Below are 15,149 nucleotides of genomic sequence, written 5' to 3'. Positions count from 1 at the left end.
GAATCGGAATGATGGTGGCCGCGGGTGCTTGGCTCGTGGCCGCGTGTGGCCGTGAGCCGCCGCCGCCGCCGGCACAGCCGGCGCCGCCCAGGCCCGACGTGGTCCTGATCGAGCCGGTGTTGCCCGAGCGCCCACCGCGGCCGGAACTGCCGCCGCTGTTCCGGGACATCGAGAAGCGCACGTTCCAGTTCTTCTGGGACACCACCAACGAACAGAACGGGATGACGCCGGACCGCTATCCGTCGCGTCCGTTCGCGAGCATCGCATCGGTGGGCTACGCGCTCACTGCCTATCCGATCGGCATCGAGAACGGCTGGGTGAGCCGTACCCAGGCGGTGGACCGCACCCTGCTCACGTTGCGTTTCCTGCGCGACATCCCGCAGGGCCCGCAGCGCACCGGCAAGGGCGCCTACAAGGGTTTCTACTACCACTTCCTCGACATGCAGCAGGGCCATCGCTACGACAGCTGGGTCGAGCTGTCCAGCGTGGACACCGCGCTGATGATGATGGGCGTGCTGTTCGCCCAGGCTTACTACGATGGCGACGACCCGCGCGAGCAGGAGATCCGCAAGCTCGCTGACCAGCTGTACCGCAAGGTCGACTGGACCTGGCTGCAGCAGCGCGAGCCGCTGGTGTCGATGGGCTGGTTCCCCGAGAGCGGCTTCATCGTCCACGACTGGATGGGCTACAACGAGGCGATGCTGCTCTACGTCCTCGCCCTGGGTTCCCCGACCCATCCGGTGAGCCCGGATGCGTGGACGGTATGGACCCGCACCTACGACCACGACTGGGGCGTGTACTACGGTCAGGAGTACCTGTCGTTCGGGCCGATGTTCGGGCACCAGTACAGCCATGTCTGGATCGACTACCGCGACATCCAGGACCAGTACATGCGCGAACGCGGGATCGACTACTTCCTCAACAGCCGGCGCGCGGCGCTGGCCCACCGGGAGTACGCGATCGCCAATCCGATGAAGTGGAAGGACTACGGCGAGAACGTGTGGGGCCTGACCGCCAGCGACGGGCCGCAGAACACCCGCCAGATGTACCGCAGCGAGGAGCGGGAATTCCGCCACTATTCCTCGCGTGGCGCCGGCCTGCGCGAGAACTTCGACGACGGCACCATCGCCCCGACCGCGGCGATCTCCTCGATCGTCTTCGCACCGGAGGTGGTGATCCCGGCGACCGAGGAGCTCCATCGCCGCTACGGCGACTACATCTATTCCAGCTACGGTTTCCTGGATTCATTCAATCCCAGCTTCGATTTCGACATCCCGCTCAAGACCGGCCGGCTGGTACCGGGCAGGGGCTGGGTGGCGAGCGACTACATCGGCATCGACCAGGGGCCGATCCTGGCCATGATCGCCAACTACCGCAACGAGTTCGTCTGGACGGTGATGAAGAAGAGCCCGTACATCCGCACCGGGCTGGAGCGGGCCGGATTCCGCGGCGGCTGGCTGACCCCGGAAGACGAGGTGCCCGAACCGCAACAGTCCGATCCCGGCGCCGCGGCAGCGCGCGCGCTGGGCATGGCCGAGTCGCGTGCCGCGGCGGCCGAGGCGCAGACGAAACAGGACCAGCCCGCCAACAACCGGGCACAGCCACCACCGTGAGCGCGATCGGTGGTGCCTGGCGCAGGGCGTCGTGTTGCGTGGCTGCGTGCCTGTTCCTGCTGCTGTCCGCCTGCGCACGCAACGAACCCGAACCGGTCCGCTTCTGGGCGATGGGCCGCGAAGCGGAGGTGGTGGCCGAGCTCATTCCCGAGTTCGAGCGCGAGACCGGGATCGAGGTCGAAATCCAGCAGATTCCCTGGACCGCCGCACACGAAAAGCTGCTGACCGCGTTCGCGGCCGAGGCGCTGCCCGACGTATGCCAGCTCGGCAATACCTGGCTGCCCGAGTTCGCCGCGCTTGGCGTGCTGGAACCGCTGCAGCCCTTCGTCGACGCGTCGGCCGTGGTCGACCAGGACGACTTCTTCCCGGGCATCTGGGACACCAGCGTGATCGACGGTCAGCTGCTCGGCATTCCCTGGTACGTGGACACGCGGCTGCTGTTCTACCGCAAGGACATCCTGCGCGAAGCCGGTGTCGCCACGCCGCCGCGGACCTGGGCCGAATGGGAACAGGCGATGGCCGCGGTCAAGGCGCACGTCGGCCCGGACCGCTACGCGATCCTGATGCCGGTCAACGAATTCGAGCAGTTGCTGTCGTTCGGCCTGCAGCAGGACGACCCGCTGTTGCGCGGCCATGACGGCCGCGGCAACTTCCAGAGCCCGGGCTTCCGCCGCGCGCTGGCGTTCTACGCCAACATGTTCGAGCAGGGCTGGGCGCCGAAGATGTCGGAGACGCAGATCTCCAATGTCTGGGACGAGTTCTTCAACGGCTTCTACACGTTCTACCTGTCCGGGCCATGGAACATCCGCGAGTTCCGCAAGCGCCAGCCGGCGCACCTGGAAGGGCAGTGGGGAACCATGCCGTTGCCGGGACCCGACGGTCCGGGCGCGGGCATCGCCGGCGGGACCAGCCTGGTGCTGTTCCGCGACTCCCCGCGGCAGCAGCAGGCGTGGAAGCTGATCGAATTCCTGTCGCGGCCCGACATCCAGCAGCGTTTCCACGCGATGATCGGCGACCTGCCGCCGCGACGCAGCACCTGGGAACATCCGTCGCTGGCGCAGGACGAGCTGTCGCATGCGTTCCGCGACCAGCTCGAGCGGGTCGAGGCGACGCCGAAGGTGCTGGAATGGGAGCGGATCGTGCAGGAGATGCGGATCGCCAGCGAGCGGGTCGTACGCGGTGGGCAGTCGCAGGACCAGGCATTGCGCGAGCTGGACCAGCGCGTGGACGGCATCCTCGCCAAGCGGCGCTGGATGTACGACCGCGACCATGCGGGCGCTGCCGCCGCGGAGCCCACGCCATGAGGCGCTCGCTCGCCGGCTGGCTGTTCGCCGGTCCCGCTTTGCTGGTGATCGGCGTGTTCTTCGGGCTGCCGGTCCTGTCGGCGCTGGCGTTGAGCCTGACCGACTTCGACCTGTACGCGCTGGCCGACCGCAGCAACCTGCGGTTCGTCGGCCTGGCCAACTACCTGGACCTGCTGCGCACGCCGATGTTCTGGAAGTCGTTGTGGAACACGACCTACTTCGTCGTGGTCGGCGTGCCGCTGTCGGTCGCCGTCTCGCTGGGCGCCGCGCTGCTGCTCAACGCGCCGGTCGCGCGGTTCAAGGCCCTGTTCCGCACCGCCCTGTTCGCGCCGGTGGTGACCACGCTGGTGGCCGTGGCGGTGATCTGGCGCTACCTGTTCCACACCAGCTATGGCCTGGTGAACTGGGCGCTGGGGCACATCGGCGTCGCGCCCGTGGACTGGCTGGGCGACCCGCGCTGGGCGATGCCGACGATCATCCTGTTCGCGGTGTGGAAGAACTTCGGCTACAACATGGTGATCTTCCTCGCCGGCCTGCAGGCGATCCCGCAGGACCTGTACGAGGCCGCGCGCATCGACGGGGCCTCGCGCTGGCAGCAGTTCCTGCACATCACCCTGCCGCAGCTGGGCCCGGTCCTGCTGGTGGTGGGCGTGATCACCGTGTCCGGTTACTTCCAGCTGTTCGCCGAGCCGTACGTGATGACCCGTGGCGACCCGCTGCAGAGCACGGTCAGCGTGCTGTACTTCATGTTCGAGGAGGGCTTCAAGTGGTGGAACCTCGGCCGGGCGTCGGCGGTGGCGTTCCTGCTGTTCCTGATCATCCTCGGCGTGACCACCGTGATGCTGCGCCTGGGCCGTCGCAAGGAACTCGTATGACGGTGCGCGCGGGGAGCATGCGATGAGCGCCGAGGTCGGCCAGTCGCGCTGGCACGCGGTGATGGTCAACGGCGCCTTGCTGGTGCTGGCAATGGTCAGCCTGGCGCCGCTGCTGTGGATGGTGTCGGTCTCGTTCATGCCGGCCGGCGAGGCCAGCCGCTTCCCGCCGCCGCTGCTGCCTTCGGCGACGACGCTGGACAACTACCACGAGATGTTCGGCCGCACCGGCATGGCGCGAAATTTCGCCAACAGCGTGCTGGTTTCGGTGGCGATCACCCTGGGTTCGCTGCTGGTCAATACCCTGGCCGGATACGCCTTCGCCAAGCTGCGCTTCGCCGGGCGCGAGCGCATCTTCCAGTTGCTGCTGGCCGCGCTGGTGATTCCCGCGCAGGTGGCGATGCTGCCGCTGTTCCTGCTGATGAAGCAGCTGGGACTGGTCAACAGCTATGGCGGGGTGATCGTGCCCGCGCTGGCCGGCGTGTTCGGTATCTTCCTGGTGCGGCAGTACGCGCGATCGATCCCGGACGAGCTGCTGGAGGCCGCGCGCATCGACGGGGCAGGGGAGTGGCGGATCTTCTTCCAGATCGTGCTGCCGATGCTCAAGCCGGTGCTGGTGACGTTGGCGATCTTCACCTTCATGGCGGCTTGGAACGACTTCATGTGGCCGCTGATCGTGCTGACCGACCAGGAGCACTACACGTTGCCGGTAGCGCTGGCCTCGCTTTCGCGCGAACACATCATGGATGTGGAGATGATGATGGCCGGCGCGGTGGTCACGGTACTGCCGGTGCTGTTGCTGTTCCTGCTGCTGCAGCGCTATTACATCCAGGGGTTGCTGCTGGGAAGCGTCAAGGGATGAGGGGTTGCTGATGCCGGGTGTGCTGTCGGGTTGGAATCTGCGCGCGGTGTCTTGCATCGCCGTGGCACTTCTATCGCTGGATGCGGCGCCAGCGGGCGCGCAGGTGCGGGTGCTGGACGCATTCGAGGACGCCGCGCCATGGCGCGTGGTCACTTCCAACCAGGTCAGCGGCAGCCTGCGCGAGGTGGAGGGCGTGGAAGGCAAGGCCCTGTGCCTGGACTACGACTTCAACGGCGTGTCCGGCTACGCGGGGATCCAGCGCGACCTGCCGCTGGAGTTCCCGGCTAACTACCGGTTCGCCTTCCAGCTTCGCGGCGAGTCTCCGGCCAACGACCTCCAGTTCAAGCTGGTCGATGCCAGCGGCGACAACGTGTGGTGGGTGAACCGGCCGAAGTTCGCGTTCCCTGACGAATGGACCGGAATCGTGTACCGCCAGCGCCACATTTCCAGGGCATGGGGCCCTGATCCGGACAAGGTCCTGCGGCGCAGCGCGAAGATCGAATTCACCATCTACAACAACGCCGGCGGCGCCGGCTCGGTCTGCTTCGACGAACTGACGTTCGAGCCGCTGCCGGTCGATCCTTCGACGCCACCCAGGGCGGTGTCGGCCCAGGCAACGGCGTCGCCGGAAACCGCGACGCTTGCGATCGACGGCGACCTGGGCACGGCCTGGCAGGCGCGCGGGAAGCAGCGGCTGGTGCTGGACCTTGGCCAGGTGCGGGAATTCGGCGGCATGCGCCTGCACTGGTTCGCGGCCGACAAGCGCGCGGCACGGTATGTCGTGTCGCTGGAAGATGCGCACGGCAGCTGGAGGGAGGTGCGCCGCGTGGACCAGGGGCGCGGCGACACCGACTGGCTCGCGCTGCCGGAGGCCGAGTCGCAACGTATCGCACTGGATTTCGAGGGCCGGCGCTATGCGTTGGCAGAAGCACAGGTGCAGCCGCTGGAATTTTCCTCGCATCCGAACGATTTCATCAAGGCCGTCGCGGCCGACCTTCCACGTGGCTGGCTGCCGCGCGGCTTCAGTGGCGAGCAGCCCTACTGGACCATCCTCGGCATCGACGGCGGCCACGAACAGGGGTTGATCGGCGAGGACGGTGCGGTGGAGGTCGCGCGTGGCGGCTTCAGCATCGAACCGTTCCTGCTCGAAGGCGGCCAGCTGCGCAGCTGGGCGGACGTTCACGCGGTGCAGGGCCTGCGCCCCGGTGGAATGCCGATGCCGAACGTGACCTGGCGATCGAAGAATGCGGGCGGTGCGCAGGATGACCTGCTGGAGGTGCTCGCCTTCGCCCAGGGCACGCCGGGCGATTCGCAGCTGGTGACGCGTTACCGCCTGACCAACCCGCATGACCGGCCACGCGAGGTCACCCTCGCGCTCGCCGTGCGGCCGCTGCAGGTCAATCCGCCCAGCCAGTTCCTCAATACCGTCGGCGGCGTGAGCCGGATCGAGCGGCTGGCGCTGGCGGGCGGCCAGGTGGTCGTGGATGGCAGGCCGCGCGTGTTCGCCAGCGCGAAGCCGGATGCGGCGTTCGCCACGCCCTTCGATGCCGGACTGGAGGTGATGCGCCTGGCGGATGGCGATGTTCCGGCGACGGCCGAGGTCGAGGATCCGACCGGGCTGGCCTCAGGCATGCTGCTGTACCGCTGGCGCCTGGCGCCGGGCGAGACCCGCGAGGTGGCGCTGGTCGCACCGCTCGACGGTCCGGCGCGGATGCCGGATGGGTTCGACCTGGCGGCGTCCGTCCAGCGTGCCGAAGGACATTGGCAGGACCTGCTCGGCCAGGTCCGGCTGCGCCTGCCGCCACAGGGACAGGCGTTCGCCGACACCGTGCACACCGCGTTGGCGCACATGCTGGTCTCCCGCATCGGTCCGAGGCTGCAGCCCGGCACTCGTTCGTATTCGCGCAGCTGGATCCGCGATGGCGCGATGATTTCCGAAGGCCTGCTACGGCTTGGGCGGCCGGAAGTCGTGCGCGACTACCTGGAGTGGTACGCGCCGTACCAGTTCGACAATGGCAAGGTTCCGTGCTGCGTGGACGACCGCGGCAGCGACCCGGTACCCGAGAACGACAGCCACGGCGAACTGATCTTCAACATCGCCGAGTACTGGCGCTACACCGGCGACCGCGCGTTCCTGGAGAAGATGTGGCCGCATGTCGCCGGCGCGTTCGACTACATGGAACAGCTGCGCGCCAGCGAGCGCACCGACGCGAACCGCAGGCTGGACCCGGCGTTCTACGGAATGATGCCGGCATCCATCAGCCACGAAGGCTACTCGGCCAAGCCGATGCACTCGTACTGGGACAACTTCTGGGCCCTGCGCGGCTACAAGGATGCGGTGGAGATCGCGCGGGCGCTGGGCAGGGACGACGAGGCGAAGCGGATGGCCAGGGCGCGCGACCAGTTCCGCGCGGACCTGGCCGCCTCTTTGCGCGCAAGCACCCGGCGCCACGGCATCGACTACCTGCCCGGTGCCGCCGAGCTGGGCGACTTCGACCCGACCTCGACCACGATCGCGCTGGCGCCGGGCGGCGAGCAGGACTGGCTGCCGCGCGACCTGCTTGAGAACACGTTCGAGCGTTACTGGCACGAGTTCGTCCAGCGCCGCGACGGCCAGCGCGAGTGGAAGGACTACACGCCGTACGAGTGGCGCAACGTGGCCGCGTTCGTGCGCCTGGGTTGGCGCGAGCGCGCCTGGGAGGCGACCGGGTACTTCTTCCGGGACCGTGCCCCGGTCGAATGGAACCAGTGGGCCGAGGTGGTCTCGCGCACCCCGCGCACGCCGTTCTTCGTCGGCGACCTGCCGCATGCCTGGGTGGCGTCGGACTTCCTGCGCTCGGCGCTGGACATGTTCGCCTACAGCCGCGAGCGCGACGACAGCCTGGTGCTGGCCGCAGGCGTACCGGTGGACTGGCTGGACGGCGAGGGCATCGCGATCGAGGGCCTGTATACGCCCCATGGCCGCCTCGGCTACACGCTGCGCCATGCCGACGGAGAACTGCGGCTGGACTTGTCCGCGGACGCGGGCCTGCCGCCTGGCGGCCTGGTGCTGCCCTGGCCGTATGCGGGAACGCCGGGAGCGACCACCATCGATGGATCGGCGGCGCAGTGGCAGGACGGCGAGTTGCGAATCACCCGACCCGGCGCGCGGGTGCGCATCGCGATGCCCTGAGAGCCGGGCGCAGACGCGAGCCCACAACCTGGGATCACCGGCGGAGACCTGCCATGTCGCGCAGCACTGTTCCCTTATGGATCTTTCCGCTGGCCATCGCGCTGGTGATGCTGGCGTCCGCGCACCTGGCCTGGTGGCTGTCGCTGCGGGCCGGCTACATCGAGCCCTGCAACCCGTACTGGGACGGCTGCACCTCGATCAGTCGCGCCGCCCGGCATGGGTTGGGAAACCACCTGTTCCGCCTGATGATGCTTCCCTGCGCATTGCTGGTGGCGATCCACTGGTGGCTGGCTGGGCGCTGGCTCGGCGCGGGTAGCAAGCCGGCACGCGCGTTGGCCGTGCTCGGAGCGACCTGCGCGGTGGCGCTGGGTGTGTACGCGACCTTCCTGGGCACCGAGGGCGCCGCCTATGGCTTCCTGCGCCGGTATGGCATCACTGTGTTCTTCGGCTGCGGTTTCCTGGCCCAGTTGGTGTTCCTGCGGCGATGGAATGGCGATACGACGAGGGGCGCAGCGCGGCCGCAGTGGCGGATGATGGCCGCGGTCTGCGTGGCGATGCTGCTGCTGGGCGTCGGCAACGTGCTCGGAGATGCGTTGCTGCAGGACCGTGCACGCCAGGACCGGCTGGAGAACGCGCTGGAATGGCAGCTGGGCCTGCTGTTGGCCACCTGGTATCTGCTGCAGGCGTGGTGCTGGCGTCACGAGCGCCTGCATCTTTCCTTCAATGATCCGTAGAGCGCGGCTTGCGCCGCTGCTGCAGCCTGTGAAGTCGATTCGACGCCACGAAAACGGGTCAACGGAAGCAGGGCAAGCCCTGCTCTACAAATCCCTCGTGCGACGGCAGCGGGGCTGGCGCCACTCTACGTACAGCCAAGCGGCTGCGCGTGGGTCAGCGGGCGCGCACACCAGCCACGATCGCCGCGGCCTTCGCCGCACTGGCCTCGACCTTGTCCCACTCGCCGGCCTTGAGCCAGTTCTTCGGCACCATCCACGAGCCGCCGATGCAGACCACGTTGGGCTGCGAGAGGAAGTCGGCCGCAGTGTCTTCGGTGATGCCGCCGGTAGGGCAGATCTTCAGGTCGGCCATCGGGCCGGCCAGGCCCTTGAGCATGGCCAGGCCGCCGACCGCGGTGGCGGGGAACAGCTTGCACACGCGGAAACCGCGCGCCATCAGCGAGAGGAATTCAGTCGGCGTCGCACCGCCGGGGACCACCGGGATCGGCGCCTTCGCCAGTGCGTCGGCCAGCTCCGGCGGAGTGCCCGGGGTGACCAGGAAATCCGCACCGAGTTCGATGCACTTCTGCATCTGCTCGATGGTCAGCACCGTACCCATGCCCACCGCGATGCCGGGCAGCTCCTTCTTCAGCGCGACCAGCGCGTCCAGCGCGGCCGGCGTGCGCAGGGTCAGCTCGATCGCGGTCAGTCCGCCCTTGAGCAGCGCCGCGGACAGCTTGCGCGCTTCGTCCACGCTGTCGGCGGTGACCACCGGCAGGATGCCGGACTTGCGCAACAGCTGTTCGGCCTGGGCCTGGGTGGCGGCGATGCTCATGGGGTGCGTATTCCGTGCGTATTCGTGCGGACGCCGATTCTAACCGAGGCCCCGGGCATCCACGCTTCGGTTGCAGTTGCATCCAATGGGTGAGGCCATGGCGTTGAGCGGGGCAAGCGCGGCGCTACGCCACGCGGTATTGGTGCCGCGTTGCCCGCGTGATGCCGCCGCGGGCTCAGGCGTCCTTGGCCTCGTGTGGTGCGAGCGCGGCTTCGGCGTCGCAGCCCAGTTCGTACTCGGCGTCGTAATCCCAGGCACCACCGTCGTGTGCCGGCGGGCCGCAGGAGATCGACAAAGCACCCTGGTCGGCAGGCCCGACCAGCGCCCGGCTGTTGGCGAACAGGTTGCGACCCATGTCGTGCAGCGCAGGGCTGGTGTTGGCAGCCACCTCGCGTGCGTTGAACTCGGCCGCGTCGACCAGGATCTGCAGCGTGCCGGCCTCGCTGTCCAGGCGCACGAGGTCGCCGTCGCGGACCTTGCCGATCGCGCCTCCGCGCGCCGCTTCGGGGGTGACGTGGATCGCTGCCGGGATCTTGCCCGAGGCACCGGACAGGCGGCCGTCGGTGACCAGCGCGACCTTGCGGCCCTGGTTCTGCAGCATGCCCAGCAGCGGCGCCAGCGAGTGCAGTTCCGGCATGCCATTCGCGCGCGGGCCCTGGTACGTCACCACGGCGACGAAGTCGCGGGGCAGCACGCCGGCGGCATGCAGCTTGTTGAGCTTCTGCGGCGCATCGACCACCACCGCCTGCGCCTCGACGTAGCGGTGCTCGGGCTTCACCGCGGAAAGCTTGATCAGGCCGCGCCCGATATTGCCGCGCAGCAGGCGCAGCCCACCCTGCGCTTCGAACGGCTCGGCAACGGTGCGCACCACCGATGCGTCGGCGGAGAGCGCGGCGGCAGGCGCCGAGGACAGCGTGCCGCCGTCAAGGCGCGGCTCGCGGGTGAAGGCGCGCATGCCCTCGGGCACGACGGTCACCAGGTCATGCATCAGGCCCGCGTCGAGCAGTTCGCGGAACACGAAGGGCACGCCGCCGGCGGCCTGGAAGCGGTTCACGTCGGCCTCGCCATTGGGATAGACGCGCGCCAGCAGCGGCACGACCTGGGAGATCTCGTCCATGTCATCCCAGGTGAGGACGACTCCGGCGGCGCGTGCGACCGCGATCCAGTGGATGGTGTGGTTGGTCGAACCGCCGGTGGCCATCAGCGCGACCACCGCGTTGACGATCGCGCGTTCGTCGATCAGCCGGCCCAGCGGCCGGTAGTCGTCGCCCAATGCGCTCATCGCCAGTACGCGGCGTACCGCTTCATCGTCCAAAGCCTCGCGCAGCGGCGTGCCCGGATTGATGAACGAACTGCCCGGCAGCTGGACGCCCATCGCCTCCAGCAGGACCTGGTTGGAATTGGCGGTGCCGTAGAAGGTGCAGGTACCGGGCGCGTGGTAGGACTGCGCCTCGACCTCGAGCAGCTCCTCGCGCGAGGCTTCGCCGGCGGCGTAGCGCTCGCGTACTTCGGCCTTCTTCTTGTTCGGGATGCCCGCCGGCATCGGCCCGGCTGGCACGAACAGCGCCGGCAGGTGGCCGAACGCGAGCGCGCCGATCAGCAGGCCCGGCACGATCTTGTCGCAGATGCCCAGGTACAGCGTCGCGTCGAAGGCGTCGTGGCTCAGGCCGATCGCCGCGGCCTGGGCGATGACGTCGCGCGAGAACAGCGACAGCTCCATGCCGCCGCGGCCCTGGGTCACGCCATCGCACATCGCCGGCACGCCTCCGGCGACCTGCGCGGTCGCGCCGAGGCTGCGGGCGAGGGCGCGGATGCGCTCGGGATAGTGCTCGTACGGCTGGTGCGCCGAGAGCATGTCGTTGTACGCGGTGATGATGCCCAGGTTCGGGGTGACGTCGGCGCGCAGCCGCGCCTTGTCCGTATCGCCGCAAGCGGCGAACACGTGCGCCAGGTTGGCGCAGCTCAAGGGCTTGCGGTTGGGGCCGTTGCGCACGGCTTCGTCGATGCCCGCCAGGTAGGCGGCGCGCGAGGCGGCGCTGCGCTTGCGGATGCGCTCGGTGATGGCTTCGATCTTGGGATGCAGGCTCATTGGCGTGGGGGCTACCTGAGTCGGGGGGAGGCGCCTGGCGGAATCATCCAGCGCCATGCTCTTCGTTGAATCCCCGCACATGGACGTGCGGGGTCTTGCGAGGGACTCGCATCAAGCACACCAGTGCACGCGCATCGGCTCGATCCCGATGCCGATCGCGGCCCGGATCGGCAGTTCGCGGACATCGTCGCCGTCGAGCGCGCGCAGGAATACCTCGCGCTTGGTTTCACCGCGCAGCAGCAGCAGCCGGTGGCGGGTGCGCGCCAGTCCGGCAGGCGTCAGGGTGATGCGCAGCGGCCAGTCACCGGCCACCGCGCAGCCGCTGGCATCCAGCGCCGCGTAGGGCTGGTCGCTCGCGAGCACGCGGTCCAGGTCGATCGAGCCGGGGAACAGCGACGCCGTATGCCCGTCGTTGCCCATGCCCAGCACCGCCACGCAGGCCTCGTCGGCATGGCGTGCCTCGACGTTCGCGGCATGGACCGACTCGGCCAGGGTCAGGCCTTCCCGGACCAGCGGCTCGAAGCGTCCGACTTCGGCGTGGTCGAGCAGGCTCTCGCGGATCAGGCGGGAATTGCTCGCGCTGTCCTGCGGCGAGAGCCAGCGTTCGTCGACCAGGCCGACCGTGATCCTGGACCAGTCCAGCGGCGCCACCGCCACCTGCGCGTATGCCGGCGCCGGCGTGGTGCCACCGGAGAGCAGCATCCGCGCGCGGCCGCGGATCGCCAGCTCCACGGCGAGCATGCGCTCCATGTCGCGGGCGATGCCATGTACCCAGGATTCCGGATCGCGGTGCTCGATCCACTCTATGCGCGAGTCGCGCTTCATCGGTGCGGGTTTCATTGGGCCTCCCGGCGCAGCAGGTCGACCGCGTAGGCGGCCGCGCCGAGCAGGCCGGCGCGCGGATGCATCACCGCCAGCGACGGGACCCGCGACATGTTGGGCGAGAACCGGCCCTTGTATTCGAAGCGCTGGCGGAAACCGGAGTGGCGCAGCGAGTCGAGCATCTTGGGCACCAGCCCGCCGGTGAGGAACACCCCGTCCCATGCGCCCAGGGTCAGCACCAGGTCGCCGGCGATGGCGCCGAACACCGCGCAGAACACATCGACCGCGCGCATGCCCAGCGCATCGCCCTGCGCGGCGCGCGCGGTGATGTCCTTGGGCTCGAGCAGGCCCGGGTCGACCCCGGCGATCTCGCACAGCGCGCGGTGGATGTTGACCAGGCCCGGGCCGCAGATCAGGCGCTCGTTGGACACGCGGCCGAACTGGGCCGACAGGATTTCCAGGATCCGGATCTCCTCCGGCGTGCCCGGCGGGAAGCTGACATGGCCGCCCTCGGTCTCCAGCGGATAGCAGCGGCCGTCGCGGACCACCAGCCCACCCACGCCCAGGCCGGTGCCCGGGCCGAGCACGGCGTAGGTGCGCGGCTGGTCCGGTGCGGCCGGGATCCAGCCCGCGCCGCCGATCTGGACCACGTCCTCGGGCCGGTACAGGCTGATCGCCATCGCCTGCGCGGCGAAATCGTTGAGCAGGTGGACCTGGTCGAAGCCGAGCATCTCGCAGGTCCGGCTGCGCGAGATCACCCAGGGATGGTTGGTGATCCGCGCCTCGTCGCCGTCGACCCGCCCGGCGACCGCGAACACGCCGCGGCTGGCGTGCGCGCCGACCTGCTCGAGGTAGTGGCGCGCGGCATCGGCCAGCGACGGGAAATCGGCGACGGCGAACTCGCGCACGCTGTCGTCCAGCAAGGGCACCGCGGCGTGCGGGTCGGCCAGGGCGAAGCGGGCGTTGGTCCCGCCGATGTCGGCGATCAGCAGCGTTCCGGACATGCTCAGGACCCGCGCTGCGCCGGGCGACCGACCGCGTCGAACTGCGCGGGCAGGTAGGCGGTGGCTTCATGGGGTCCCGAGGTCCCGGCCGGGTAGTAGCGCAGCGGCACGTCACCGGCCTTCCAGCCTTCGACCACCGAGTCGATCCACGCCCAGGCGGCCTCGACCTCGTCGTTGCGCACGAACAGCGCGTGGCTGCCGTGCAGCGCGTCCAGGAACAGGCGCTCGTAGGCGATGCGACGGTTCTTGCCGGTTTCCGAGGAAAGCTCCAGCTCCAGCGGCTGCAGCTCCAGCGTGCCCCATTCCGGTCCGGCCAGGCTGCTCATCAGGCCCAGCTCGATGTCCTCCTGCGGCTGCAGGCGGAAGGTCAGGCGATTGGGCGCGGCGTGCGCGCCGTCCGGGCGTTCGAACAGCCAGTGGCTGACCGGCTTGAGCGTCACCGTGACCACGGTGGCGCGCTCGGCCATGCGCTTGCCGGTGACCAGGTGGAACGGCACCCCGGCCCAGCGCCAGTTGTCGATGTGCGCGGTGACGCCCACGTAGGTTTCGACATCGCTGTCATCCGGGGCCGCATAAGCCTGCACCGGCGCGCCATCGATCGTGCCCGCGATGTAGCGGCCGCGCACGCTGTGGCGTTGCGCCTCGTGGGCGGTGAACGGGCGCAGCGCGCGCAGCACCTTGACCTTCTCGTCGCGGATGCGATCGGCGGCCAGCGAGGCCGGCGGCTCCATCGCCACCAGGCACAGCAGCTGCAGGATGTGGCTCTGGACCATGTCGCGCAGCGCGCCGGAACGGGCGTAGTAGGCGTTGCGGCCATCCACGCCCTCGGTTTCCGAGACCAGGATGTTGACCGAGTCGATGTAAGTGCGGTTCCAGACCGCCTCCAGCAGCGTGTTGCCGAAGCGCAGGGCCAGCAGGTTCTGCACCGCCGCCTTGCCCAGGTAATGGTCGATGCGGAAGATCCGGTCCTCGTCGATCAGGCCGCCGATCGTGGCGTTGATCTCGCGCGCCGACGCCAGGTCCGCACCGATGGGTTTCTCCAGCATCAGCCGGTTCGGCGCTTTGAACGCGCCGCCCAGGGCGAGGCCTTCGCAGGTGCTGATGTACAGGCCCGGCGGGATCGACAGGTAGCTCACGCAGGGCCGGTCGACCAGGTCGCGCACGGCCTCGGCCACCGATTCGGGCGTGCGCATGTCGACCGAGCGGTAGTCGATCCTGGCCAGGAACGTGTCGACCTGCTCGGCGGTCGGGGTGTAGTGGGCGAGCTGGGTGAAGCGTTCGCGCAGGATCTCGCGGAACTTGTCGGTGTCGTGCGGCGACAGGGCCAGCGCACGCACGCGGAAATTCTCCGGCAGCAGCCCGTCGCCCTGCAGGCGCAGCAGCGATGGGAACAGGTAGCGCTGCGCGAGGTCGCCAGTGGCGCCGAACAGCAGCAGGGTGTCGTGCATCCGGTGGGCTTCCGTGGCGTGTGGCATCGGTTCCGTGGCTTCTCTCGTGGGTCGCGTCCGGCGGGCGGACGGATGACGCTGTGGGGATGTGAAGGCTGCCCGTGCGCGGGCGTACAAACTGTCGAAATATGGCCGTCCGCCGCACTTCTTGTCCAGTGGTCAGGAACGTCTCTGTGGAAACGGTCGATTCCATGCCCCGGCGCACGGAGGGGGCTTGGCCCTATCCCGGTACGCATACCGGCACGCGCCGGACACAACCGCATGCAGGCCCTGTCGTACCTGCATCGCGGGACATCGCGCGTTCTCGCGCGAGCGGCGGCGGGTTCGCCTCGGCCCCGGCCGCGTGACATGATCCCGGTCCAGTCGGGCGAATGCCGGGGATGGCGCCGCACGCGTAACGCATACGTATTCCCGG

11 protein-coding genes are annotated in these 15,149 nt (G+C 68.9%); 6 read left to right on the top strand and 5 right to left on the bottom strand.

The window, feature by feature from the left end:
• Positions 1–8 precede the first annotated feature (8 nt).
• Genes MNQ95_RS15700 through MNQ95_RS15675 form a run of 6 tightly spaced genes read left to right on the top strand, consistent with a single transcriptional unit; the run spans position 9 to position 8,557 of the window.
• On the top strand, positions 9–1,613 hold the full coding sequence (locus MNQ95_RS15700) for a glucoamylase family protein (RefSeq protein ID WP_241953421.1): 1,605 nt from the start codon (positions 9–11) through the stop codon (positions 1,611–1,613).
• A gap of 38 nt (positions 1,614–1,651) precedes the next feature.
• Positions 1,652–2,917: a sugar ABC transporter substrate-binding protein gene (locus tag MNQ95_RS15695; RefSeq protein WP_238390392.1), complete on the top strand. Its 1,266-nt coding sequence runs from the start codon at positions 1,652–1,654 to the stop codon at positions 2,915–2,917.
• Entirely contained in the window at positions 2,914–3,792 is an 879-nt protein-coding gene (locus tag MNQ95_RS15690; RefSeq protein ID WP_162410912.1) for a carbohydrate ABC transporter permease, read from the top strand. The genes MNQ95_RS15695 and MNQ95_RS15690 overlap by 4 nt, the downstream gene beginning before the upstream one ends.
• Positions 3,793–3,814: 22 nt before the next feature.
• On the top strand, positions 3,815–4,651 hold the full coding sequence (locus MNQ95_RS15685; RefSeq protein WP_162410913.1) for a carbohydrate ABC transporter permease: 837 nt from the start codon (positions 3,815–3,817) through the stop codon (positions 4,649–4,651).
• A 10-nt stretch (positions 4,652–4,661) separates the two neighbouring features.
• The gene (locus MNQ95_RS15680) at positions 4,662–7,823 is read left to right on the top strand and encodes a discoidin domain-containing protein (RefSeq protein WP_241953420.1); all 3,162 of its coding nucleotides are present in this window, start codon (positions 4,662–4,664) and stop codon (positions 7,821–7,823) included.
• A 53-nt stretch (positions 7,824–7,876) separates the two neighbouring features.
• The gene (locus tag MNQ95_RS15675; RefSeq protein ID WP_241953419.1) at positions 7,877–8,557 is read left to right on the top strand and encodes a hypothetical protein; all 681 of its coding nucleotides are present in this window, start codon (positions 7,877–7,879) and stop codon (positions 8,555–8,557) included.
• A 154-nt stretch (positions 8,558–8,711) separates the two neighbouring features.
• On the opposite strand, the gene eda is transcribed toward MNQ95_RS15675, so the two are convergent.
• From eda to zwf, 5 genes are all read right to left on the bottom strand, one after another.
• The gene (gene eda, locus MNQ95_RS15670; RefSeq protein ID WP_162410916.1) at positions 8,712–9,371 is read right to left on the bottom strand and encodes a bifunctional 4-hydroxy-2-oxoglutarate aldolase/2-dehydro-3-deoxy-phosphogluconate aldolase; all 660 of its coding nucleotides are present in this window, start codon (positions 9,369–9,371) and stop codon (positions 8,712–8,714) included.
• A 175-nt stretch (positions 9,372–9,546) separates the two neighbouring features.
• A complete protein-coding gene (gene edd / locus MNQ95_RS15665) occupies positions 9,547–11,460 on the bottom strand; it encodes a phosphogluconate dehydratase (protein WP_241953418.1) in 1,914 nt (637 codons plus the stop codon).
• Between the two features lie 111 nt (positions 11,461–11,571).
• Positions 11,572–12,300, bottom strand: coding sequence for a 6-phosphogluconolactonase (gene pgl, locus MNQ95_RS15660; protein ID WP_241953417.1), 729 nt, complete (start codon positions 12,298–12,300; stop codon positions 11,572–11,574).
• Positions 12,297–13,286, bottom strand: coding sequence for a glucokinase (gene glk / locus MNQ95_RS15655; RefSeq protein WP_238390385.1), 990 nt, complete (start codon positions 13,284–13,286; stop codon positions 12,297–12,299). The genes pgl and glk overlap by 4 nt, the downstream gene beginning before the upstream one ends.
• Before the next feature lie 2 nt (positions 13,287–13,288).
• Positions 13,289–14,734: a glucose-6-phosphate dehydrogenase gene (zwf, locus tag MNQ95_RS15650; protein ID WP_162410918.1), complete on the bottom strand. Its 1,446-nt coding sequence runs from the start codon at positions 14,732–14,734 to the stop codon at positions 13,289–13,291.
• Positions 14,735–15,149 lie beyond the last annotated feature (415 nt).

The organism is Pseudoxanthomonas daejeonensis (assembly GCF_022637495.1).
GTDB lineage: Bacteria > Pseudomonadota > Gammaproteobacteria > Xanthomonadales > Xanthomonadaceae > Pseudoxanthomonas > Pseudoxanthomonas daejeonensis.
The sequence above is the reverse complement of the archived record's forward strand: the minus strand, read 5'-3'. Positions and strand labels throughout refer to the sequence as shown.

Excerpts from the sequence above, each read along its gene's own strand:
- MNQ95_RS15700 (WP_241953421.1), top strand. The coding sequence starts at position 9 with ATGATGGTGGCCGCGGGTGCTTGGCTCGTGGCCGCGTGTGGCCGTGAG.
- MNQ95_RS15690 (WP_162410912.1), top strand. The coding sequence starts at position 2,914 with ATGAGGCGCTCGCTCGCCGGCTGGCTGTTCGCCGGTCCCGCTTTGCTG.
- MNQ95_RS15685 (WP_162410913.1), top strand. The coding sequence starts at position 3,815 with ATGAGCGCCGAGGTCGGCCAGTCGCGCTGGCACGCGGTGATGGTCAAC.
- MNQ95_RS15680 (WP_241953420.1), top strand. The coding sequence starts at position 4,662 with ATGCCGGGTGTGCTGTCGGGTTGGAATCTGCGCGCGGTGTCTTGCATC.
- MNQ95_RS15675 (WP_241953419.1), top strand. The coding sequence starts at position 7,877 with ATGTCGCGCAGCACTGTTCCCTTATGGATCTTTCCGCTGGCCATCGCG.
- eda (WP_162410916.1), bottom strand. The coding sequence starts at position 9,371 with ATGAGCATCGCCGCCACCCAGGCCCAGGCCGAACAGCTGTTGCGCAAG.
- edd (WP_241953418.1), bottom strand. The coding sequence starts at position 11,460 with ATGAGCCTGCATCCCAAGATCGAAGCCATCACCGAGCGCATCCGCAAG.
- pgl (WP_241953417.1), bottom strand. The coding sequence starts at position 12,300 with ATGAAACCCGCACCGATGAAGCGCGACTCGCGCATAGAGTGGATCGAG.
- glk (WP_238390385.1), bottom strand. The coding sequence starts at position 13,286 with ATGTCCGGAACGCTGCTGATCGCCGACATCGGCGGGACCAACGCCCGC.
- zwf (WP_162410918.1), bottom strand. The coding sequence starts at position 14,734 with ATGCACGACACCCTGCTGCTGTTCGGCGCCACTGGCGACCTCGCGCAG.